Below are 22165 nucleotides of genomic sequence, written 5' to 3'. Positions count from 1 at the left end.
CTTATTCCTGCCCAATCGACTCCAAAAACTCCGACCGCTCATCACTCATCCGCGCCAAACAGTCATTCTGCTCAATGGCGTAGGCCTTGGTGCCGGTCACTGCCGGGAAGGTGTCCACCGCGCAATCGGCGTCACGCAGTTTTTCCCACTTTTGCTGGGCATCCTTCAGACGAGCGGTAATGTCGGCGAGCTTGGTCTTGTCGCTGCCATAGGTGGAATGCATACGTTCCAGCAGACTCTGATAATTATCCTTGAGCAATTGCTCGGCAGTGGTTTTGTTGTAGGTGGCGCATTCCAGGGTTTGCTTGTCGTTTTCGATGCCATCGCATGGCGTGCTGTCGGTGTCTTCGGCCGCGTGGACGCCGGTTGCGATGAGTGCCAAAGCCAGGAAAATCGATTTCATTGCGCCGTCTCATATCAGTTGATGCGGGAATTCTGGCTCAAGCGTAAGACAAATAACAGCTGCCAGTCAGACACCTCTTAACAGCCTTTGTCGTGGATTGACGCTTTCGGCAATTCCCCTGTCGTTTTTGCACCCGGCTCGGTCGTCCCCTGGGCATATGCTGGCCCCAAAGCGCCGGCAGACGATTCGGCGCATGAATCGCCAATAAGGGGACGCCTGATGAGCCCAGCCGAATTGCACGCCGACAGCATCGTTATCGACGGGCTGATCATTGCCAAGTGGAACCGCGACCTGTTCGAGGACATGCGCAAAGGCGGCCTGACCGCCGCGAACTGCACCGTGTCGGTGTGGGAAGGGTTCCAGGCCACGATCAACAACATCGTCGCCAGCCAGACCCTGATCCGCGAGAACAGCGACCTGGTGATCCCGGTGAAAACCACCGCCGACATCCGCAAGGCCAAGGAACAGGGCAAGACCGGCATCATCTTCGGCTTCCAGAACGCCCATGCATTTGAAGACCAGCTCGGCTATGTCGAGATCTTCAAGCAGCTCGGCGTCGGTGTGGTGCAGATGTGCTACAACACCCAGAACCTGGTGGGCACCGGTTGCTACGAGCGCGACGGTGGCCTGTCGGGCTTCGGGCGTGAGATCGTCGCCGAGATGAACCGCGTCGGCATCATGTGCGACCTGTCCCACGTCGGCTCCAAGACCAGCGAAGAAGTCATCCTCGAATCGAAAAAGCCGGTGTGCTACTCCCACTGCCTGCCGTCCGGTCTTAAAGAACACCCGCGCAACAAGTCCGATGAAGAACTGAAGTTCATCGCCGACCACGGTGGCTTTGTCGGCGTGACCATGTTCGCGCCGTTCCTGGCCAAGGGCATCGATTCGACCATCGACGACTACGCCGAAGCCATCGAATACACCATGAACATCGTCGGCGAAGACGCCATCGGTATCGGCACCGACTTTACCCAGGGCCATGGCCAGGATTTCTTTGAAATGCTGACCCATGACAAGGGCTACGCCCGCCGCCTGACCAGCTTCGGCAAGATCATCAACCCGCTGGGCATCCGCACCGTGGGCGAGTTCCCCAACCTCACCGAGACCTTGCTCAAGCGCGGCCACCCTGAGCGTGTGGTGCGCAAGATCATGGGCGAGAACTGGGTCAACGTGCTCAAGGACGTCTGGGGCGAATAAGCCACCGCTGACACTTCTTTTCCCCTGGCCACCCAGGTCTGGGGCATCCAAACGAATTTTCTGGAGTTAAGTTTCCATGGCCAAGATCGCCCCTCAATTGCCTATCGAAGTCGACAGCGAAACCGGTGTCTGGACTTCCGACGCCCTGCCGATGCTGTACGTACCGCGTCATTTCTTCGTCAACAACCACATGGGCATCGAAGAAGTGCTGGGCGCCGACGCCTACGCCGAAATCCTCTACAAGGCCGGCTACAAGTCCGCCTGGCACTGGTGTGAAAAAGAAGCTGAATGCCACGGCCTGGAAGGCGTCGCGGTGTTCGAGCACTACATGAAGCGCCTGTCGCAGCGCGGCTGGGGCCTGTTCAAGATCCAGGACATCGACCTGGATAAAGGCACCGCCAGCGTCAAGCTCGAACACTCGGCATTCGTCTATGTGTACGGCAAGGTCGGGCGCAAAGTGGACTACATGTTCACCGGTTGGTTTGCCGGCGCCATGGACCAGATTCTGCAAGCGCGTGGCAGCAACATCCGCACCGTGGCCGAACAAGTCTACGGAGGCTCCGAAGAGGGCCACGATGACGGCTTGTTCACCGTCAAGCCGTTGTAAGCCGAGGACCGTGCCATGGCTTTCGAAGCAATGTTCCAGCCGATCCAGATCGGCAAACTGACCATCCGCAACCGCGTACTCAGTACTGCCCACGCCGAGGTGTATGCCACCGACGGCGGCATGACCACCGACCGCTATGTGAAGTATTACGAAGAAAAAGCCAAGGGCGGCATTGGCCTGGCGATCTGCGGCGGTTCCTCGGTAGTCGCCATCGACAGCCCCCAGGAATGGTGGAGTTCGGTGAACCTGTCCACCGACCGCATCATCCCGCATTTCCAGAACCTGGCCGACGCCATGCACAAGCATGGCGCCAAGATCATGATCCAGATTACCCACATGGGTCGTCGCTCGCGTTGGGATGGCTTTAACTGGCCGACCCTGATGTCGCCGTCCGGCGTACGTGAGCCGGTGCACCGTGCTACTTGCAAAACCATCGAGCCGGAAGAAATCTGGCGCGTGATCGGCAACTACGCCCAGGCCGCGCGCCGCGCCAAGGCCGGTGGCCTGGACGGTGTGGAACTGTCCGCCGTGCACCAGCACATGATCGACCAGTTCTGGAGCCCACGGGTCAACAAGCGTACCGACGAATGGGGCGGCACCTTCGAAGGCCGCATGAAGTTCGGCCTGGAAGTGTTGAAAGCCGTGCGCGCCGAAGTCGGTGATGACTTCTGCGTGGGCATGCGCCTGTGCGGTGACGAGTTCCACCCGGACGGCCTGTCTCACGAGGACATGAAGCAGATCGCCAAGTACTACGACGACACCGGCATGCTCGATTTCATCGGCGTTGTCGGCTCGGGTTGCGACACGCACAACACCCTGGCCAACGTGATCCCCAACATGAGCTATCCACCGGAGCCGTTCCTGCACCTGGCGGCCGGTATCAAGGAAGTGGTCAAGGTTCCGGTGCTGCACGCACAGAACATCAAGGACCCGAACCAGGCCACACGCATCCTCGAAGGCGGCTATGTGGACATGGTCGGCATGACCCGTGCGCACATCGCCGACCCGCACTTGATCGCCAAGATCAAGATGGGCCAGATCGACCAGATCAAGCAGTGTGTCGGCGCCAACTATTGCATCGACCGCCAGTATCAGGGCCTGGACGTGTTGTGCATCCAGAACGCCGCGACCTCCCGTGAATACATGGGCGTGCCGCATATCATCGAGAAATCCACCGGGCCGAAACGCAAGGTGGTCGTGGTGGGCGCCGGCCCTGCCGGGATGGAAGCCGCGCGGGTGGCCGCCGAACGTGGTCACGACGTGACCCTGTTCGAGAAAAAAGAGTTTATCGGCGGGCAAATCACCACCGCCTCCAAGGCCCCGCAGCGCGACCAGATCGCCGGTATCACGCGCTGGTTCCAGCTGGAGCTGGCGCGTTTGAAAGTCGACCTGCGCCTGGGCGTGGCCGCCGATGCCGAGACGATTCTGGACCTGCGTCCGGACGTGGTGGTGCTGGCGGTCGGCGGGCATCCGTTTATCGAACAGAACGAACACTGGGGCGCTGCCGAAGGCCTGGTGGTGAGCAGCTGGGACGTGCTCGACGGCAAAGTCGCGCCGGGCAAGAACGTGCTGGTGTACGACACCATTTGCGAATTCACCGGCATGTCGGTGGCGGACTTCCTGGCCGACAAAGGCTGCCAGGTGGAAATCGTCACCGATGACATCAAACCGGGCGTAGCCATCGGCGGTACGTCGTTCCCGACCTACTACCGCAGCATGTACCCCAAGGAAGTGATCATGACCGGCGACATGATGCTGGAAAAGGTCTACCGCGAGGGCGACAAGCTGGTGGCGGTGCTGGAGAACGAATACACCGGCGCCAAAGAGGAGCGGGTGGTCGATCAGGTGGTGGTCGAGAACGGTGTGCGTCCGGACGAAGCCATTTACTACGGGCTCAAGGAAGGTTCGCGCAACAAGGGCCAGATCGACGTTGAAGCCCTGTTCGCGATCAAGCCGCAGCCGTGCCTGAGCGAGGCGGGTGAGGGGTACTTGCTGTTCCGCATCGGTGACTGTGTGGCCCAGCGCAATACCCACGCTGCCATCTATGACGCCCTGCGCCTTTGCAAAGACTTTTGATGAGGTGAACTCGGTCAAATGTGGGAGGGGGCTTGCCCCCGATAGCGGTGGTTCAGCGACAGCTGTATCAACTGACAGTCCGCCATCGGGGGCAAGCCCCCTCTCAATTTCGGGCCAGTTTCACAGTAGACCTGTGTGGTCTGTGGGAGCTTCACCATGTTGAACACCTTGCTGCCTATTCTCTTATTCGCCGCCCTGGGCCTTGCCGTCCTCGGCGCCCTGCGCCGGGTGAACATGTGGCGCCGTGGCCGTGCCTCCAAGGTCGACCTGCTGGGCGGCCTGCTGGCCATGCCCAAGCGCTACATGGTCGACCTGCACCACGTGGTCGCCCGCGACAAATACATCGCCAACACCCACGTCGCCACGGCGCTGGGCTTTGTGCTGTCGGCGCTGCTGGCGATCCTGGTGCACGGTTTCGGCCTGCACAATCGCATCCTCGGCTACGCGCTGCTTTTGGCCTCGACCTTGATGTTTGTCGGCGCCATCTTCATGTACCTGCGCCGCCGCAACCCGCCCGCGCGCCTGTCGAAGGGCCCGTGGATGCGCCTGCCGAAAAGCCTGCTGGCGTTCTCGGTGAGCTTCTTCCTGGTGACCTTGCCGGTGGCCGGGATTCTGCCGGCGGACTTCGGCGGCTGGCTGCTGGCTGCGCTGCTGAGCGTGGGTGTGCTGTGGGGTGTGTCCGAGATGTTCTTCGGCATGACCTGGGGCGGCCCGATGAAACACGCCTTCGCCGGTGCCCTGCACCTGGCCTGGCACCGCCGTGCCGAGCGCTTCGGCGGCGGCCGCTCCACCGGTTTGAAACCCCTGGACCTGAGCGACAAAACCGCGCCCCTGGGCGTGGAAAAACCCAAGGATTTCACCTGGAACCAGCTGCTCGGTTTTGACGCCTGCGTGCAGTGCGGCAAGTGTGAAGCCGCGTGCCCGGCCTTCGCCGCCGGCCAGCCGCTGAACCCGAAAAAACTGATCCAGGACATGGTGGTCGGCCTTGCGGGCGGCACCGATGCCAAGTTCGCCGGTAGCCCGTATCCGGGCAAAGCCATTGGCGAACACGGCGGCAATCCGCATCAGCCGATCGTCAACGGCCTGGTGGACGCCGAGACCCTGTGGTCGTGCACCACCTGCCGCGCCTGCGTGGAAGAGTGCCCGATGATGATCGAGCACGTGGACGCCATCGTCGACATGCGCCGCCACCTGACTCTGGAAAAAGGCGCCACGCCGAACAAGGGCGCCGAAGTCCTGGAAAACCTGATCGCCACCGACAACCCCGGCGGTTTTGCCCCGGGCGGCCGCCTGAACTGGGCGGCGGATCTGAACCTGCCACTGCTCAGCGAAAAAGGCAGTGCCGACGTGCTGTTCTGGGTCGGCGACGGTGCCTTCGACATGCGCAACCAGCGCACCCTGCGCGCATTCGTCAAAGTACTGAAAGCGGCCAAGGTCGACTTCGCGGTGCTCGGCCTGGAAGAACGCGACAGCGGTGACGTGGCGCGACGCCTGGGCGATGAAGCGACGTTCCAACTGCTGGCCTCGCGCAATATTCAGACGCTGGCCAAGTACAGCTTCAAGCGCATCGTCACCTGCGATCCGCACAGTTTCCATGTGCTGAAAAACGAATACGGCGCCTTCAACGGCAACTATCTTGTGCAGCACCACAGCACCTTCATGGCCGAGCTGATCGGCGAAGGCGCGTTGAACCTGGGCCAGCACAAAGGCAACAGCGTGACCTACCACGACCCGTGCTACCTGGGCCGCTACAACGGTGAGTACGAGGCCCCGCGCCAAGTGCTGCGTGCCTTGGGCATCGAGGTCAAGGAGATGCAACGTTCGGGCTTCCGCTCACGCTGCTGCGGCGGCGGTGGCGGCGCGCCGATTACCGACATCCCCGGCAAGCAACGGATCCCCGACATGCGCATGGAAGACATCCGCGAGACCGGCGCCGAACTGGTAGCGGTCGGTTGCCCGCAATGCACGGCGATGCTCGAAGGTGTGGTTGAACCGCGCCCGTTGATCAAAGACATCGCCGAGCTGGTGGCCGATGCATTGCTCGAAGACGTCGCACCGGCCAAAGCTCCCAACAAGCGTGAACCTGCGGAGGTGCACTGATGAGCGACATTATCCGCCGCGACCCACGGGCCGAATGGATCGCCCGTAACCGCCTGCACCCGCTGCACGCGGCGATGCAGCCGGTGCAACACAGCTGGATGGGGCCGAACGGTGTTATCCGCAAAAATGTACATGGCGTCGGTTTTATCGGCCCCAACGGCATCAAGCGCATCGACCGCAGCGGTGCCCAGCAGGGCGGCGCGGCCAAGCGTACGGCAGCGATTGAAGTGCAGTTGCCGCTGCATCAGGTGCCTGCGCCCGCGTTCTACATCAACGTAGTGCCGGACATGGTCGGCGGCCGCTTGAGCAGCCACGACCGCGACCTGCTCGGCCTGGCGCGACAACTCGCCGGCAGCGACGGTGCGGTGCTGGCGGTGGTGTTTGGCGAGCACAAGGAAAGCGCGTTTGCCACGGCCGGTGTCGATCGCCTGCTGGTGCTGGACGGCCACGAATTCGACGGTTACTCACCGGAGCAACGCGTGCAGGGTTTGCGCGCTGTGGATAACCAGTTCAACCCGCGCCATTGGTTGCTGCCCGACAGCCGCAGTGGTGGCGGCGAGCTGGGTCGGCGTTTTGCCGCCAGCCTCAAGGAGCGCCCGGCCACACGGGTGTGGCAGATCAAGGGCGACGAGTGCATCGGCCGCGCGGGTGCGGGCCGGGAAGATTTGGCGCGGCCGCTGCCACGCCTGATTCTTGCGGCTGCCGAATGTGCCGATCCGGTCAGCGACACACGCCATGAAGTGCTGCCCGTGGAGTTATCCACAAGCCTGGCGCGCAGTCTGCCGCGTATCGAGGATCTCGGCGCGGTGGCGGTGGACCCGGCGGCGATTCCCATGGCCGAGGCCGAATTCATTTTCTCCGGCGGCAACGGCGTGAAGGACTGGGCGCTGTTCCACCAGACCGCCGCTGCCCTGGGCGCCACCGAAGGCGCCTCGCGGGTGGCCGTGGACGACGGCTTTATGGCCCGTGATCGCCAGGTCGGCGCCAGCGGTACCTGGGTGACGGCGCGGGTGTATGTGGCCGTGGGGATTTCCGGGGCGATTCAACACCTGCAAGGCATTGGCGCCTGCGACAAGGTGGTGGCGATCAACCTCGACCCGGGCTGCGACATGATCAAGCGTGCCGACCTGTCGGTGATCGGCGAGAGCGCCGCGATTCTGCAAGCCTTGATCGATGCGGTCGAGGCCTACCGCAACGGCGCCAAGCGCGATGCGGCTTGAGGACATGACCATGACCACGAATGTAATCAGCCTGGTGTCCATCGGCGCCCACCCCACCTCCGGCCGGCCACGCCGCGCCGAACAGGACGCGCGCGCGGTCGAGCTGGGCCTGCAAATGGCTGGGGATAAGTTGCAGGTGCTGCACGCGGGCAATATCGCCGAACCGACCCTGCGCAGCTACTTGGGCATGGGGTTGCCGCAACTGCATGTGCTCGAACAACCGGAGGGTGCCGATGCCTTGCCGGTACTCAGTGATTATCTGCGCGAGGCAGGTGCCCAGGTGGTGCTCACCGGCAGCCAGGCCGAAACCGGTGAAGGCTCGGGGATGTTGCCGTTCCTGCTCGCAGAGCAATTGGGCTGGCCGTTGATTGTCGGGCTGGCGCAGGTGGAGTCCATCGACGGCGGCGTCGCTCATGTGCTGCAAGCCTTGCCGCGTGGGCAGCGGCGGCGCTTGAAGGTGCGCCTGCCATTCCTGGCCACGGTGGACAACGCCGCGCCGAAGCCTCGGCAGAGCGCCTACGGCCCGGCACAGCGCGGTGAGTTGGCGGCCCATGAGGTCGAGGTTGAAGCCGATGAGTTATTCACAGGCGCGGTGTTGCAACCGGCCAAGCCTCGTCCCAAGCGCCTCAAGGTGATCAAGGCCAAGAGTGGTGCCGACCGCATGAAAGCCGCCACGGCCAAGGCCAGTGGTGGCGGTGGGCAGGTGCTCAAGGGTGTGAGCGCCGAGGAAGGCGCCCAGGCCATTCTCAAGTTGCTGATCGAAGAAGGCGTCGTGCGCTAACCCACCAACACTGCAAAACCAATGTGGGAGGGGGCTTGCCCCCGATAGCGGTGCTTCAGTTAAAGATACTGAGACTGACACACTGCAATCGGGGGCAAGCCCCCTCCCACATTTTTATCTCCATCAGGTTCTGAGATTAAGGTGGGGCTGGCGCAGGCTTGGGCACCAGATCCGGCAGCGGTGGCGGCAGCGGCTGCCAAGGCAGGTCCAGGTTGCGTTCGATCCTCGGCGTCAGCAACAGGATGATCTCGCATCGATCGCCCGCCGGATTTCCCGCAACGAACGTTGCAGGTCCAGTTCTCGATCACGTTTACCCATCAATGCTGTCAGCGGATAAGCCACTGTCGCAAGCGTGGCCAGCAGGGCCAGCGTCAGCAGTAATTCAATCAGCGTAAAACCTTTGGCGCAGTGATGGCTGGGCTTGCCCTGCCACATCACCGTTCTACCTCCCGATCAGGCTGCCAAGGACGTGCGCGTTAACCCAGGCCATGGAATTGAATGCACGGGTGAGTGTAGATGCTGAGTGTTTTTGTACAGGTTGCACGGTTACCCACAAACGCTGTGCGCGTAGCTGTGGATAAGGTGTTCGTGGGTGTCCAAGAGCCCCGTGAATCAAGGCCTGAAAGCCGCTGTACGAAAATTGATCAAGCTAAGTCACGGTTTTTTGGTGCTTTTTTGTGTGGATAAGCTTGAAGCAACGGTTGGACTTGCCCCCAAAGTCTGTTGGCGTTTCTGTGGATAAGATGTTTGCTATCCGCTACAGGCCTTATAGATAAAGGCTTTCAATCGTTTGGTTGTTTATTGATCAAATTGCCCCGGAAACCGAAAAATACAGCTGAAACCCTCGGTTTATGACGGTTTGGCATGGTTTTCCACAGCGCTGTAGAAGTTGCCCCCAAAGTCTGTTGGCTGTTCTGTGGATAAGGTGTTTGCGTACCGCTACAGGTCACGATTTACGTGGCTTACAAGGTTTTGATCAATAAATGATCAATGTGGCTTGGGAACCGTCAACTTGAATAAGTCACGGATTTTCTTCAATTAATTTTGGTTGGGTAGCGGAGTTGCCCACAATTGCTGTGGGTGGCTCTGTGGATAAGTTGTTGGGTAAAGGCTGGAGGGCAGGCTGGCAGAGGTCTGCGAGAGATTTGATCAAATATTAAGCAGTGTAAGGTTCAAGTGTGGGAGGGGCGGTGCGACGATGCGACTGGCCCCCTCCTACATTTTTTGAGCTGTGGGTATCGGTTATTCGTGGGCGGCCACACCCTTGAGGTAAGGCGCCGGGGCTGCACCGAGGTTGTTCAACATGCGCTCGCTGTACCAGTCCACAAAGTTCACCACGCCGAACTCATAGGTCTTGGAATACGGGCCAGGCTGGTAGGCGGTGGAGTTGATCCCGCGCTGGTTCTCTTCGGCCAGGCGACGGTCCTGGTCGTTGGTGGCGTCCCACACCTTGCGCATGCGCTCCACGTCGTAGTCCACGCCTTCCACGGCGTCCTTGTGCACGATCCACTTGGTGGTGACCATGGTTTCCTGTGCGCTGATCGGCCACACGGTGAACACGATAATGTGGTCGCCCATGCAGTGGTTCCACGAATGCGGCAGGTGCAGGATGCGCATCGAGCCCAGGTCGGGGTTCTTGATCCGGCCCATCAGCTTGGCGCAGCCCTGCTTGCCGTCCAGGGTCATCGACACGGTGCCCTTGAGCAGCGGCATGCGCACGATACGGTTACGCAGGCCGAAGCTGGCATGGGCGTAAGGGATCTTCTCGGCATCCCAGGCAGCGGCCGACGCCGCGACGTGGTCCTTGAACGCCTGGTCGGCGCGTGGGTCGGTAACGTCGTCCCACTCCAGCAGGGTTTTCAACAACTCGGGGTGCGACGCGTTGCAGTGGTAGCACTCGCGGTTATTTTCCAGCACCAGCTTCCAGTTGGCTTTTTCGAACAAGGTGGTCTGGATCGCCACCTTGGTGTTTTCCATGTCGTAGGGTTCCATGTAATGGTTCAACGTCGACAGGAAGTCATCGATGGCCGGCGGGTTCTCGGCCAGGCTGATAAAGATGTAGCCGCCGGCGGTCTTCACATTCACCGGTTTGAGGCCGTATTGCTTCATGTCGAAGTCGGCGCCCATCTCGGTGCCGGCGAACAGCAGGCGGCCGTCGATCTCGTAGGTCCACTGGTGGTAGGGGCAGACCAGCTTGGCGACTTTGCCTTTGTCGCTGGTGCACAGGCGCGAACCCCGGTGGCGACACACGTTATGGAACGCATGCACCACGCCTTCGGCGCCACGGATCACGATGATCGGGTTCTTGCCCACTTGCAGGGTCAGGTAGTTGCCCTTGGTGGGGATTTCGCAGGTCATGCCGGCGATCAACCACTCTTTGTGGAAGATCTCCTGCATGTCGATATCAAACAACCGCTCATCAGAGTAGAACGGCTGCGGCAGCGAAAAGGTGCGCTCGCGCTCTTGGAGCATTTGCGCGGTGGCCTTGCGTGCGGGTTCCAGCGGATCGCCCAAGCTTAAGGTTGCGGTGACGTCCATCGTGTGTGTCCTCATGGCCATTCTGTGTGGCCGGCGAATAGTGGCTGATCAGGTTTGCAGCAAGGCGTAAAGAAAGCGTCGTTGTTGGGAGCGAGTGTGGGGCTGCTGATGCACGGAACCTTATCCATGAGCGACATGGCCCACTCTGTTCCCGACGCGCAACCCCCGTGGTATGGGGGCTGGTCGCGATAAGTATGTGAATGTCGCAGATAGGTAAATGGGTGGTTCTCGCGTTACGCAGAATTGCCACCATAAGGCCGACTATCGGCGGTGGAGAACAGCATGTCCAACAGCTTCCTGAATCCGGTAACCACCCAGACCTGGGCCAATGGTCGGCACATCGTCCGTTGCGTCAAAGTCATCCAGGAAACCTGGGATGTGCGCACCTTCTGCTTTATGGCCGACCAGCCGATCCTGTTCTTTTTCAAGCCGGGGCAGTTCGTCACCCTTGAGCTGGAAATCGACGGCCAGCCGATCATGCGCTCGTACACCATTTCCAGTTCGCCGTCGGTGCCCTACAGCTTCTCGGTGACCATCAAGCGCGTGCCGGGCGGCAAGGTGTCCAACTGGCTGCACGACACGCTGCACGAAGGGCAGGAATTGGCGGTGCACGGGCCGGTCGGGCTGTTCAATGCCATCGACTTCCCGAGTCCGAAAGTCTTGTACCTCAGCGGCGGTGTCGGTATCACCCCGGTGATGTCCATGGCGCGCTGGTTCTACGACACCAACGCCAATGTCGACATGACGTTTATCCACAGCGCGCGTTCGCCCAAAGACATCATCTACCACCGCGAGCTGGAGCATATGGCGTCGCGGATCGACAACTTCAGCTTGCACCTGATCTGCGAAAAACACGGCCTGGGTGAACCTTGGGCCGGCTATCGCGGTTACCTGAACCACAAGATGCTCGAACTGATGGTGCCGGACTTCCTTGAGCGCGAAGTATTCTGCTGCGGTCCTACGCCGTATATGAATGCGGTGAAGCGCCTGCTGGAGGCGGCCGGTTTCGACATGGCGCGGTACCACGAGGAATCCTTCGGTGCCACGCCGCCGGAAGCCCGCGCCGACGCGGTGGAGCAGGCCGAGCAAGCGGCGGATGCGCCGGAAATCGACCTGGCGGATTTGCACCAGGTGGAATTCCTTGCCTCCGGCAAGAGCATTCGCGTCGCGCCGGGCGAGACCGTCCACGCAGCGGCGGCCAAGCTTGGGCTGATGATCCCGAAAGCCTGCGGCATGGGCATTTGCGGGACGTGCAAGGTAATGAAGCTGGGCGGGGAGGTGGAGATGGAGCACAACGGCGGGATCACCGAAGAAGACGAAGCCGAAGGCTACATCCTCTCGTGCTGCAGTGTGCCGAAGGGGGATGTGCGCATCGATTTCTGATTGCTCGAGCAGGCACAACACAATCCAAATGTGGGAGGGGGCTTGCTCCCGATAGCAGAGTGTCAGCCACTGTATGTGCAAGCTGACCCACCGCTATCGGGAGCAAGCCCCCTCCCACATTTTTTTATGTACATCAGTGAGTCATTGTCAGTCACCCATGACTTCGCGGATATCTGCTGCCAATTCCCGCACGCGCTCTTCGTCGGTATCCCACGCACACATGAACCGCGCGCCACCTTTGCCGATGAAGGTGTAGAAGCGCCAGCCCTTGGCGGTCAGCGCGGCAATCGCCGGTTCCGAGAGTTGCAGGAACACGCCGTTGGCCTGTACCGGGAACATCAACTCCACACCCGGAATATCCGCCACCAGACTGCTGAGCAATTGCGCGCAGTGGTTGGCGTGGCGCGCATGTTTGAGCCAGGCGTCGTTTTCCAGCAGTCCCACCCACGGGGCGGAAAGGAAGCGCATTTTCGAGGCCAGCTGGCCGGCCTGTTTGCAGCGGTAGTCGAAGTCTTCGGCCAGCGCGCGGTTGAAGAACAGGATGGCTTCACCCACGGCCATGCCGTTCTTGGTGCCGCCAAAGCACAATACGTCCACTCCGGCTTTCCAGGTCAGGTCGGCCGGCGAGCAGCCGAGGAACGCGCAAGCGTTGGAGAAGCGCGCGCCGTCCATGTGCAGGTTCAGGCCCAGCTCCTTGCAGGTGACGCTGATCGCGCGGATTTCTTCCGGGGTGTAGACGCTGCCGACTTCGGTGGCTTGGGTCAGGGTCACTACGCGGGGTTTGGGGTAGTGGATGTCCTGGCGCTTGAGGGCGATCTCGCGGATCGATTCCGGGGTCAGCTTGCCGTTCTCGGTGCGCGCGATGAGCAGCTTGGAGCCGTTGGAGAAAAACTCCGGCGCGCCGCATTCGTCGGTCTCGACGTGGGCGGTTTCCGAGCAAATCACGCTATGGTAGCTCTGGCACAAGGAGGACAGCGCCAGGGAGTTGGCGGCCGTACCGTTGAAGGCGAAGAACACTTCGCAGTCGGTTTCGAACAGGTTGCGGAAACCGTCGGCGGCGCGGTGGGTCCATTCATCATCACCGTAGGCGCGTTGATGACCCTGGTTGGCTTGTTCCATGGCGGCCCAGGCTTCCGGGCAAATGCCCGAATAGTTGTCACTGGCGAATTGTTGGCTCTTGTCGGTCATGGCCCATTCCTGTGGTCGATGTTGGTGCGCACTTTAACCAAGATTGTCGGGCGTGCGCACGCACTGTAAATGCAAAGTCACTGGGGAATTATGCACGGTTCTGAAACGATGCCTGTCGGACGCGTCCGTGATGGCGCTTTGGATTTGCTCAAGTGGCTGGCGCTGCTGAGCATGGTGCTGGACCACCTGCGTTATGTCGGTCTGGACCTGGATGGCCTGTATGTGCCGGGGCGCCTGGCGTTCCCGTGGTTTTGCCTGGCGATTGCGGCGAACCTGCACCGGGCCAGAGACCTGGCGGTGAGCGGCCGGTGGCGCTACCTGGGCTGGCTGTTGCTGTTCAGCGTGATCAGCGAGGTGCCGTATCGGCTGTTTATCGAGGATGCCGATACGTTGAACGTGCTGCCCACCTTGGCGTTGGGGCTGCTGGTTGCCCGAGGATGGCAGCAGAAGACGTTTATTGATCGAGGATTGGCGTTGATCGCCGTCACGATGGCGGCGGTATTTTCGTCGCAGTTAATGTTCGGTTTCTTTGGGGTATTGCTGCCACTGGCGATGCTGCTGGTGTTTCGTCGGCCTTGGTATTTCAGTGTGTTGCCGGGATTGGTCTGCGTGGCCGCCAACCAATGGCAGGTCCTGCTCAATAGCGGCACGCCGGTGGCGTTGTTGGGATTGGCGACCTGCCTGATTGCGCCATTGCTCGGTATGGTCTTGTTGCGACACGCAAAAAGCGCTGGGCCACCAGCCATGCGCCGCTGGGCGTATGCCCTGTATCCCATGCACTTCCTCCTGCTGCTACTGCTCCGCCACATCATCGCCTAACCCCTGTGGGAGGGGGCTTGCTCCCACATTTGTTCGGTGTTGTTTCGGCAATGTCGTAAACGCACCTTTGCGTGGCGTCCGTAGGCATTTGGCCTGTCTGCGCCAGCCCTACCATCGCATCAAAGGGCCCTGCATGGGCCTCAACAATACGAAAGGCTGGGAGAGACGCGATGTTCAGCAAACAAGACCAGATCCAAGGGTATGACGACGCACTGCTGGCAGCCATGAATGCCGAGGAGCAGCGTCAGGAAGATCATATCGAGCTGATCGCGTCGGAGAACTACACCAGCAAGCGCGTGATGGAAGCCCAAGGCAGCGGCCTCACCAACAAATACGCCGAAGGCTACCCGGGCAAGCGCTATTACGGTGGCTGCGAGCACGTGGACAAGGTCGAGGCCCTGGCCATCGAGCGCGCCAAGCAACTGTTCGGTGCCGATTACGCCAACGTGCAACCGCACTCCGGCTCCTCCGCCAACAGCGCGGTGTACCTGGCGCTGTTGAACGCCGGCGACACCATCCTCGGCATGAGCCTGGCTCACGGTGGTCACCTGACCCACGGTGCCAAGGTGTCGTCCTCGGGCAAGCTGTACAACGCGGTGCAATACGGCATCAACACCGACACCGGCCTGATCGACTACGACGAAGTCGAGCGCCTGGCCGTGGAGCACAAGCCGAAGATGGTCGTGGCTGGGTTCTCCGCCTACTCCAAGACCCTGGATTTCCCACGCTTTCGCGCGATCGCCGACAAGGTCGGTGCGCTGCTGTTCGTCGACATGGCCCACGTCGCCGGCCTGGTCGCCGCCGGCCTGTACCCGAACCCGCTGCCTTACGCCGATGTGGTCACCACCACCACCCACAAGACCCTGCGCGGTCCGCGTGGCGGTTTGATCCTGGCCAAGGCCAACGAAGAAATTGAAAAGAAACTCAACGCCGCCGTATTCCCTGGCGCCCAGGGCGGCCCGCTGATGCATGTGATCGCCGGCAAGGCCGTGTGCTTCAAGGAAGCCCAGGAGCCAGGCTTCAAGGCCTACCAGCAGCAAGTGATCGATAACGCCCAGGCCATGGCCAGTGTGTTTATCAAACGCGGCTACGATGTAGTGTCCGGCGGCACCGATAACCACCTGTTCCTGGTCAGCCTGATTCGTCAGGGCCTCACCGGCAAAGAAGCGGATGCCGCCCTCGGTCGCGCCCACATCACCGTCAACAAGAACGCCGTGCCGAATGACCCGCAGTCGCCGTTCGTGACCTCGGGCCTGCGCATCGGCACCCCGGCGGTGACCACGCGCGGTTTCAAAGTGCCGCAGTGCATCGAGTTGGCCGGTTGGATCTGCGACATCCTCGACAACCTCGGCGACGCCGACGTCGAGGCCAACGTGGCCAAGCACGTGTCTGCCCTGTGCGCTGATTTCCCGGTTTATCGCTGAGCGCGGTTTTGGAGTAATGACTATGCAACGCTACTCGGGCTTCGGCCTCTTCAAGCACTCCCTCAGCCACCACGAAAACTGGCAGAAGATGTGGCGCACGCCGACCCCTAAGAAGGTCTACGACGTGGTCATCGTCGGCGGCGGCGGGCATGGTCTGGCGACGGCTTACTACCTGGCCAAAGAGCACGGCATCACCAACGTGGCCGTGGTCGAGAAAGGCTGGCTGGGCGGCGGTAACACCGCGCGCAACACCACGATCGTACGTTCCAACTACCTGTGGGACGAGTCGGCGCACCTGTACGAACACGCGATGAAACTGTGGGAAGGCCTGTCCCAGGACCTGAACTACAACGTGATGTTCTCCCAGCGTGGCGTCTACAACCTGTGCCACACCCTGCAGGACATCCGTGATTCCGAGCGCCGTGTGAGCGCCAACCGCCTTAACGGCGTGGATGGCGAGCTGTTGAATGCCAAGCAAGTGGCCGACGAGATTCCGTACCTGGACTGCTCGAAAAACACCCGCTACCCAGTACTCGGCGCCACCGTGCAACGGCGCGGCGGCGTGGCCCGTCACGATGCCGTGGCCTGGGGCTTTGCCCGTGCGGCCGACGCACTCGGCGTGGACTTGATCCAGCAGACCGAAGTGATCGGTTTCCGCAAGGAAAACGGCGTGTGCATCGGTGTGGAAACCAACAAGGGCTTTATCGGCGCCAAGCGCGTCGGTGTGGTCACCGCCGGTAACTCCGGTCACATGGCTTCGCTCGCCGGTTTCCGCCTGCCGATCGAATCCCACCCGCTGCAAGCGTTGGTGTCGGAGCCGATCAAGCCGATTATCGACAGCGTGATCATGTCCAACGCCGTGCACGGCTACATCAGCCAGTCCGATAAAGGCGACCTGGTGATCGGCGCCGGTATCGACGGCTACAACGGCTACGGCCAGCGTGGTTCGTACCCGGTGATCGAACACACCATCCAGGCCATCGTCGAGATGTTCCCGGTGCTGTCGCGGGTGCGCATGAACCGTCAGTGGGGCGGCATCGTCGACACCACACCGGACGCCTGCCCGATCATCTCCAAGACCCCGGTGCCGAACATGTTCTTCAACTGCGGTTGGGGTACCGGTGGCTTCAAGGCCACCCCAGGCTCAGGCAACGTGTTTGCTGCCAGCCTGGCCAAGGGTGAAATGCACCCGTTGGCGGCACCTTTCTCCATCGACCGTTTCCACAACGGTGCGTTGATCGACGAACACGGCGCTGCGGCCGTCGCCCACTAACAGGAGAAATTCCCTATGTTGCATATCTTCTGTCCTCACTGTGGCGAACTGCGCTCCGAAGAGGAATTCCACGCGTCCGGCCAAGCGCACATCCCGCGCCCGCTGGACCCGAATGCCTGCACCGATGAAGAGTGGGGCGACTACATGTTCTTCCGCGATAACCCGCGCGGCCTGCACCACGAACTGTGGATTCACGCCGCCGGTTGCCGCCAGTATTTCAACGCGACCCGTGACACCGTGACCTACGAAATTCTTGAAACCTACAAGATCGGTGAGAAGCCTCAGTTCACCGCCAAGGCCTCTGGAGAGAAGGTATGAGCCAGATCAATCGCCTATCCAACGGTGGCCGCATCGACCGTAATAAAGTCCTGACCTTCAGCTTCAACGGTCAGAGCTACAAAGGCTTTGAAGGCGACACCCTGGCCGCAGCCCTGCTGGCCAACGGCGTCGACATCATTGGCCGCAGCTTCAAGTACTCGCGCCCACGCGGCATCTTCGCTGCCGGCGCCGAAGAGCCGAACGCCGTGCTGCAGATCGGCGCTACCGAAGCCACGCAGATCCCTAACGTGCGTGCCACGCAACAGGCGCTGTACCAAGGTTTGGTCGCCACCAGCACCAACGGCTGGCCGAGCGTCAACAACGACATGATGGGCATCCTCGGCAAGGTCGGCGGCAAGCTGATGCCGCCGGGGTTCTACTACAAAACCTTCATGTACCCGCAATCGTTCTGGATGACCTACGAGAAGTACATCCGCAAGGCCGCAGGCCTGGGTCGCTCGCCGACCGAGAACGACCCGGACACCTACGACAACTTCAACCGCCACTGCGACGTCCTGGTGGTCGGCGCAGGCCCTGCCGGCCTCGCTGCGGCACTGGCTGCCGCACGCAGCGGTGCCCGCGTGATCATCGCCGATGAGCAGGAAGAGTTTGGCGGATCCTTGCTCGATTCCCGCGAAAGCCTCGACGGCAAACCGGCCACCGAATGGGTCGCGAGTGTCATCGCCGAATTGAAAACACTGCCGGACGTGGTGCTGCTGCCCCGCGCCACCGTCAACGGCTACCACGACCATAACTTCCTGACCATTCACGAGCGCCTCACCGATCACCTGGGTGACCGTGCGCCGATTGGCGTGGTGCGCCAGCGTATCCACCGCGTGCGTGCCCAGCGTGTGGTCCTGGCGACCGGTGCTTGCGAGCGTCCGCTGGTGTACGGCAACAACGATGTGCCGGGCAATATGCTGGCGGGTGCGGTGTCCACCTACGTGCGCCGCTACGGCGTGGCACCGGGCAAGAAACTGGTGCTGTCGACCAACAACGACCACGCTTACCGCGTGGCGCTGGATTGGCTCGATGCCGGCCTGCAAGTCGTGGCGGTGGCCGATGTGCGCCACAACCCACGCGGTGCATTGGTTGAAGAAGCCCGCGCCAAAGGTATTCGGATCCTCACCGGCAGCGCTGTGATCGAGGCCCGTGGCACCAAACGCGTGACCGCTGCGCGTATCGCCGCGATCGACGTCAAGGCGCATAAAGTCACCAGCCCCGGCGAATGGCTGGACTGCGACCTGGTGGCCAGCTCCGGCGGCTACAGCCCGGTGGTCCACTTGGCCTCGCACCTGGGCGGCAAGCCGACCTGGCGTGAAGACATCCTCGGTTTTGTACCGGGCGAAGCCCCTCAGAAACGTGTGTGCGTCGGTGGCATCAACGGCGTCTACGGCCTTGGCGATTCCCTGGCGGATGGTTTTGAAGGCGGCGTGCGCGCCGCCAGCGAGGCTGGTTTTGCCCCGGTGGAAGGTACGCTGCCAAAAGCCTTGAGCCGGCTGGAAGAGCCAACCCTGGCGCTGTTCCAAGTGCCTCACGAGAAAGCTACCGCACGGGCGCCGAAGCAATTTGTCGACCTGCAAAACGACGTCACCGCCGCCGCCATCGAACTCGCCACCCGCGAAGGTTTCGAGTCGGTGGAACACGTCAAGCGCTACACCGCGTTGGGCTTCGGCACCGACCAGGGCAAGCTCGGTAACGTCAACGGCCTGGCGATTGCCGCGCGCTCGCTGAACGTGACCATCCCGCAGATGGGCACCACCATGTTCCGTCCCAACTACACGCCGGTGACCTTCGGCGCGGTGGCGGGCCGACACTGTGGGCACATCTTCGAGCCGGTGCGCTACACCGCGTTGCAAGCCTGGCACGTGAAAAACGGCGCCGAGTTCGAAGACGTCGGTCAGTGGAAACGCCCGTGGTACTTCCCGCGCAACGGTGAAGACCTGCATGCCGCGGTGAAACGCGAATGCCTGGCCGTGCGCGACAGCGTCGGCCTGCTGGATGCGTCGACCCTCGGCAAGATCGACATTCAAGGCCCGGATGCGCGTGAGTTCCTCAACCGCATTTACACCAACGCCTGGACCAAGCTCGACGTGGGCAAGGCGCGTTATGGCCTGATGTGCAAGGAAGACGGTATGGTCTTCGACGACGGCGTCACCGCCTGCCTCGCCGACAACCACTTCCTGATGACCACCACCACCGGCGGCGCCGCCCGCGTATTGCAGTGGCTGGAAATTTACCAACAGACCGAATGGCCGGACCTCAAGGTGTACTTCACCTCGGTCACCGACCATTGGGCGACCATGACCCTGTCCGGCCCCAACAGCCGCAAGCTGCTGGCGGAAGTCACCGACATCGACCTGGACAAGGACGGCTTCCCGTTCATGACCTGGAAAGAAGGCCTGGTGGGCGGTGTTCCGGCGCGGGTGTTCCGTATCTCGTTTACCGGTGAGTTGTCGTACGAAGTCAACGTGCAGGCCGACTACGCCATGGGCGTGCTGGAACAGATCGTCGCGGCCGGCAAGAAGTACAACCTGACCCCTTACGGCACCGAGACCATGCACGTACTGCGGGCCGAGAAGGGCTTCATCATCGTCGGCCAGGACACCGACGGCTCGATGACCCCGGACGACCTGAACATGGGCTGGTGTGTCGGTCGTACCAAACCGTTCTCGTGGATCGGCTGGCGCGGCATGAACCGGGAAGACTGTGTGCGTGAAGAGCGCAAGCAACTGGTGGGCCTGAAGCCGATCGATCCGAACGTGTGGCTGCCGGAAGGCGCGCAACTGGTGTTCGATCCGAAGCAGACTATTCCGATGAAGATGGTCGGTCACGTCACCTCCAGCTACGCGCATAACTCCCTGGGTTATTCGTTTGCCATGGGCGTGGTCAAGGGCGGCTTGAAGCGCATCGGTGAGCGGGTGTTCTCGCCCCAGGCGGATGGCAGCGTGATCGAAGCGGAGATTGTGTCTTCGGTGTTCTTTGATCCTAAGGGTGATCGGCAGAACATCTGATAGACCGCGGCGCGGCCATCGGGAGCAAGCCCCCTCCCACATTTTGATGTGTGAATACTTTCAAATGTGGGAGGGGGCTTGCTCCCGATGAGGCCATCAGCCTCACAACAGAATTCAGGAAAGGTGCTCCATGACAGCAGCTAATGTTTACCAGCAACGCCCCACCTCCGGCGCCAAGGCCGAGTCGTCGCTGCACCATGCCGACCTCGCCAGCCTGGTCGGCAAGGGCCGCAAGAACGCCGGTGTGACCGTGCGCGAAAAGAAATTGCTTGGTCATCTCACGATCCGTGGCGACGGCCATGACGCCGCCTTCGCCGCCGGCGTGCACAAGGCCCTGGGCATCGAACTGCCCGGCGCCCTGCAGGTCATCGTCAAAGGCGAAACCAGCCTGCAATGGCTCGGCCCGGATGAGTGGTTGCTGATCGTGCCAAGCGGTGAGGAATTCGCCGCCGAACAAAACCTGCGCGCCGCCCTGGGTGATTTGCATATCCAGGTCGTCAACGTCAGCGGCGGTCAGCAGATCCTTGAACTCAGCGGCCCGAACGTGCGCGATGTGCTGATGAAATCCACCAGCTATGACGTGCACCCCAACAACTTCCCGGTGGGCAAGGCGGTGGGCACGGTGTTCGCCAAGTCGCAGCTGGTGATTCGCCACACCGCTGAAGACACCTGGGAACTGCTGATTCGTCGCAGCTTCTCGGATTACTGGTGGTTGTGGTTGCAGGACGCCTCGGCCGAATTTGGCCTGAGCGTTCAAGCCTGAGGAATGACCCATGAGCCGCGCACCCGATACATGGATTTTGACCGCCGACTGCCCCAGCGTGCTCGGCACGGTGGACGCGGTTACCCGCTACCTCTTCGAGCAGGGCTGCTACGTCACCGAGCACCATTCGTTCGATGACCGCCTCTCGGGTCGGTTTTTTATTCGCGTGGAATTTCGCCAGCCGGATGGCTTCGACGAGCAGGCTTTCCGCGATGGCCTGGCCACGCGGGGTGAAGCCTTTGGCATGATCTTCGAGCTGACGGCGCCGAACTACCGGCCAAAAGTGGTGATCATGGTCTCCAAGGCCGATCACTGCCTCAACGACCTGCTGTACCGTCAGCGTATCGGTCAGCTGTCGATGGACGTGGTCGCGGTGGTGTCCAACCATCCCGATCTCAAACCTTTGGCCGACTGGCATCAAATTCCCTACTACCATTTCCCCCTCGACCCTAACGACAAACCGTCCCAGGAGCGTCAGGTGTGGCAAGTGATTGAAGAGACCGGCGCCGAACTGGTGATTCTTGCGCGCTACATGCAAGTGCTGTCGCCGGAGCTGTGCCGCAAGCTGGACGGCAAGGCCATCAATATCCACCACTCGTTGCTGCCGGGGTTCAAGGGCGCCAAGCCGTATCACCAGGCCTACAACAAGGGCGTGAAATTGGTCGGCGCCACGGCGCATTACATCAACAACGACCTGGACGAAGGCCCGATCATCGCCCAGGGTGTGGAAGTGGTGGATCACAGTCACTATCCCGAGGATCTGATTGCCAAGGGGCGGGACATCGAAGGGCTGACACTGGCTCGGGCGGTGGGGTATCACATTGAGCGACGGGTGTTCTTGAATGCCAATAGGACTGTGGTGCTCTGACTGCCGCCATCGGGAGCAAGCCCCCTCCCACATTTTGACTGTGTGAACCCAATCAAGTGTGGGAGGGGCGGTGCGACGATTCGACTTGCCCCCGATGAGGCCCTCACAAACAACACAAGAAACAGCATCTGTACCCGAGCACTTAAACGCGCTGCCCACCCAAAAGGGCAACGCAGTTCCATAAAAACAACAG

18 protein-coding genes are annotated in these 22165 nt (G+C 61.3%); 14 read left to right on the top strand and 4 right to left on the bottom strand.

Annotation, left to right across the window (positions count from 1 at the left end):
- Nucleotide 1: 1 nt before the first annotated feature.
- Nucleotides 2-403, bottom strand: a complete 402-nt coding sequence (locus FBY10_RS05845; RefSeq protein WP_131699070.1) for a lysozyme inhibitor LprI family protein — start codon at nt 401-403, stop codon at nt 2-4.
- Between the two features lie 219 nt (nt 404-622).
- On the opposite strand from FBY10_RS05845, the gene FBY10_RS05840 reads away from it, so the two are divergent.
- From FBY10_RS05840 to FBY10_RS05815, 6 genes are all read left to right on the top strand, one after another.
- Nucleotides 623-1600 (top strand): dipeptidase, encoded by a 978-nt coding sequence (locus FBY10_RS05840; protein WP_010207105.1) that lies wholly within the window; start codon nt 623-625, stop codon nt 1598-1600.
- 76 nt (nt 1601-1676) lie between these two features.
- Nucleotides 1677-2207, top strand: a complete 531-nt coding sequence (locus FBY10_RS05835; protein ID WP_003194877.1) for a DUF5943 domain-containing protein — start codon at nt 1677-1679, stop codon at nt 2205-2207.
- A gap of 15 nt (nt 2208-2222) precedes the next feature.
- A complete protein-coding gene (gene dgcA, locus FBY10_RS05830) occupies nt 2223-4283 on the top strand; it encodes a dimethylglycine demethylation protein DgcA (RefSeq protein WP_098480801.1) in 2061 nt (686 codons plus the stop codon).
- Nucleotides 4284-4439: 156 nt separating this feature from the next.
- On the top strand, nt 4440-6383 hold the full coding sequence (dgcB, locus tag FBY10_RS05825) for a dimethylglycine demethylation protein DgcB (protein ID WP_145336861.1): 1944 nt from the start codon (nt 4440-4442) through the stop codon (nt 6381-6383).
- Entirely contained in the window at nt 6383-7603 is a 1221-nt protein-coding gene (locus FBY10_RS05820; protein WP_131699072.1) for an electron transfer flavoprotein subunit alpha/FixB family protein, read from the top strand. Before dgcB ends, FBY10_RS05820 begins: the two co-directional genes overlap by 1 nt.
- Nucleotides 7604-7613: 10 nt before the next feature.
- The gene (locus FBY10_RS05815; RefSeq protein ID WP_145336860.1) at nt 7614-8384 is read left to right on the top strand and encodes an electron transfer flavoprotein subunit beta; all 771 of its coding nucleotides are present in this window, start codon (nt 7614-7616) and stop codon (nt 8382-8384) included.
- A 231-nt stretch (nt 8385-8615) separates the two neighbouring features.
- Here the strand turns inward: FBY10_RS05815 and FBY10_RS05810 are convergent, their stop codons facing one another.
- Nucleotides 8616-8819 (bottom strand): prepilin-type N-terminal cleavage/methylation domain-containing protein, encoded by a 204-nt coding sequence (locus tag FBY10_RS05810; protein WP_237683157.1) that lies wholly within the window; start codon nt 8817-8819, stop codon nt 8616-8618.
- 807 nt (nt 8820-9626) lie between these two features.
- The gene (gbcA, locus tag FBY10_RS05805) at nt 9627-10922 is read right to left on the bottom strand and encodes a glycine-betaine demethylase subunit GbcA (protein ID WP_131699075.1); all 1296 of its coding nucleotides are present in this window, start codon (nt 10920-10922) and stop codon (nt 9627-9629) included.
- Between the two features lie 282 nt (nt 10923-11204).
- Between gbcA and gbcB the strand changes: the two genes are divergently transcribed.
- Nucleotides 11205-12305, top strand: coding sequence for a glycine-betaine demethylase subunit GbcB (gene gbcB, locus FBY10_RS05795; protein WP_090401745.1), 1101 nt, complete (start codon nt 11205-11207; stop codon nt 12303-12305).
- Nucleotides 12306-12452: 147 nt separating this feature from the next.
- Here the strand turns inward: gbcB and FBY10_RS05790 are convergent, their stop codons facing one another.
- Entirely contained in the window at nt 12453-13493 is a 1041-nt protein-coding gene (locus FBY10_RS05790; RefSeq protein ID WP_145336859.1) for a low specificity L-threonine aldolase, read from the bottom strand.
- A gap of 90 nt (nt 13494-13583) precedes the next feature.
- Here FBY10_RS05790 and FBY10_RS05785 point away from each other — a divergent pair, with 90 nt between their 5' ends.
- The 7 genes from FBY10_RS05785 (at nt 13584) to purU (ending at nt 21972) form a co-directional block, all read left to right on the top strand.
- The gene (locus FBY10_RS05785; RefSeq protein WP_131699077.1) at nt 13584-14312 is read left to right on the top strand and encodes a TraX family protein; all 729 of its coding nucleotides are present in this window, start codon (nt 13584-13586) and stop codon (nt 14310-14312) included.
- A 170-nt stretch (nt 14313-14482) separates the two neighbouring features.
- A complete protein-coding gene (gene glyA, locus FBY10_RS05780; RefSeq protein ID WP_090401748.1) occupies nt 14483-15736 on the top strand; it encodes a serine hydroxymethyltransferase in 1254 nt (417 codons plus the stop codon).
- A 22-nt stretch (nt 15737-15758) separates the two neighbouring features.
- Entirely contained in the window at nt 15759-17009 is a 1251-nt protein-coding gene (locus tag FBY10_RS05775; RefSeq protein WP_010207084.1) for a sarcosine oxidase subunit beta, read from the top strand.
- 15 nt (nt 17010-17024) lie between these two features.
- Nucleotides 17025-17327 carry a sarcosine oxidase subunit delta gene (locus FBY10_RS05770; RefSeq protein WP_027605979.1) on the top strand — a complete coding sequence of 101 codons (303 nt, stop codon included), beginning with the start codon at nt 17025-17027 and terminating at the stop codon, nt 17325-17327.
- The gene (locus FBY10_RS05765; RefSeq protein WP_131699078.1) at nt 17324-20341 is read left to right on the top strand and encodes a sarcosine oxidase subunit alpha; all 3018 of its coding nucleotides are present in this window, start codon (nt 17324-17326) and stop codon (nt 20339-20341) included. The genes FBY10_RS05770 and FBY10_RS05765 overlap by 4 nt, the downstream gene beginning before the upstream one ends.
- Before the next feature lie 130 nt (nt 20342-20471).
- Complete coding sequence (locus tag FBY10_RS05760) at nt 20472-21104, top strand: sarcosine oxidase subunit gamma (RefSeq protein ID WP_131699079.1); 633 nt, start codon at nt 20472-20474, stop codon at nt 21102-21104.
- A gap of 10 nt (nt 21105-21114) precedes the next feature.
- A complete protein-coding gene (gene purU / locus FBY10_RS05755; protein ID WP_032883972.1) occupies nt 21115-21972 on the top strand; it encodes a formyltetrahydrofolate deformylase in 858 nt (285 codons plus the stop codon).
- Nucleotides 21973-22165 lie beyond the last annotated feature (193 nt).

It is taken from the genome of Pseudomonas sp. SJZ103 (assembly GCF_007828335.1).
In the GTDB taxonomy this organism is placed as follows: Bacteria; Pseudomonadota; Gammaproteobacteria; order Pseudomonadales; family Pseudomonadaceae; genus Aquipseudomonas.
The sequence above is the reverse complement of the archived record's forward strand: the minus strand, read 5'-3'. Positions and strand labels throughout refer to the sequence as shown.

Bases quoted from the DNA above. Each gene is read 5' to 3' on its own strand.
- FBY10_RS05845 (WP_131699070.1), bottom strand. From the start codon at position 403: ATGAAATCGATTTTCCTGGCTTTGGCACTCATCGCAACCGGCGTCCAC.
- FBY10_RS05840 (WP_010207105.1), top strand. From the start codon at position 623: ATGAGCCCAGCCGAATTGCACGCCGACAGCATCGTTATCGACGGGCTG.
- FBY10_RS05835 (WP_003194877.1), top strand. From the start codon at position 1,677: ATGGCCAAGATCGCCCCTCAATTGCCTATCGAAGTCGACAGCGAAACC.
- dgcA (WP_098480801.1), top strand. From the start codon at position 2,223: ATGGCTTTCGAAGCAATGTTCCAGCCGATCCAGATCGGCAAACTGACC.
- dgcB (WP_145336861.1), top strand. From the start codon at position 4,440: ATGTTGAACACCTTGCTGCCTATTCTCTTATTCGCCGCCCTGGGCCTT.
- FBY10_RS05820 (WP_131699072.1), top strand. From the start codon at position 6,383: ATGAGCGACATTATCCGCCGCGACCCACGGGCCGAATGGATCGCCCGT.
- FBY10_RS05815 (WP_145336860.1), top strand. From the start codon at position 7,614: ATGACCACGAATGTAATCAGCCTGGTGTCCATCGGCGCCCACCCCACC.
- FBY10_RS05810 (WP_237683157.1), bottom strand. From the start codon at position 8,819: ATGTGGCAGGGCAAGCCCAGCCATCACTGCGCCAAAGGTTTTACGCTG.
- gbcA (WP_131699075.1), bottom strand. From the start codon at position 10,922: ATGGACGTCACCGCAACCTTAAGCTTGGGCGATCCGCTGGAACCCGCA.
- gbcB (WP_090401745.1), top strand. From the start codon at position 11,205: ATGTCCAACAGCTTCCTGAATCCGGTAACCACCCAGACCTGGGCCAAT.
- FBY10_RS05790 (WP_145336859.1), bottom strand. From the start codon at position 13,493: ATGACCGACAAGAGCCAACAATTCGCCAGTGACAACTATTCGGGCATT.
- FBY10_RS05785 (WP_131699077.1), top strand. From the start codon at position 13,584: ATGCACGGTTCTGAAACGATGCCTGTCGGACGCGTCCGTGATGGCGCT.
- glyA (WP_090401748.1), top strand. From the start codon at position 14,483: ATGTTCAGCAAACAAGACCAGATCCAAGGGTATGACGACGCACTGCTG.
- FBY10_RS05775 (WP_010207084.1), top strand. From the start codon at position 15,759: ATGCAACGCTACTCGGGCTTCGGCCTCTTCAAGCACTCCCTCAGCCAC.
- FBY10_RS05770 (WP_027605979.1), top strand. From the start codon at position 17,025: ATGTTGCATATCTTCTGTCCTCACTGTGGCGAACTGCGCTCCGAAGAG.
- FBY10_RS05765 (WP_131699078.1), top strand. From the start codon at position 17,324: ATGAGCCAGATCAATCGCCTATCCAACGGTGGCCGCATCGACCGTAAT.
- FBY10_RS05760 (WP_131699079.1), top strand. From the start codon at position 20,472: ATGACAGCAGCTAATGTTTACCAGCAACGCCCCACCTCCGGCGCCAAG.
- purU (WP_032883972.1), top strand. From the start codon at position 21,115: ATGAGCCGCGCACCCGATACATGGATTTTGACCGCCGACTGCCCCAGC.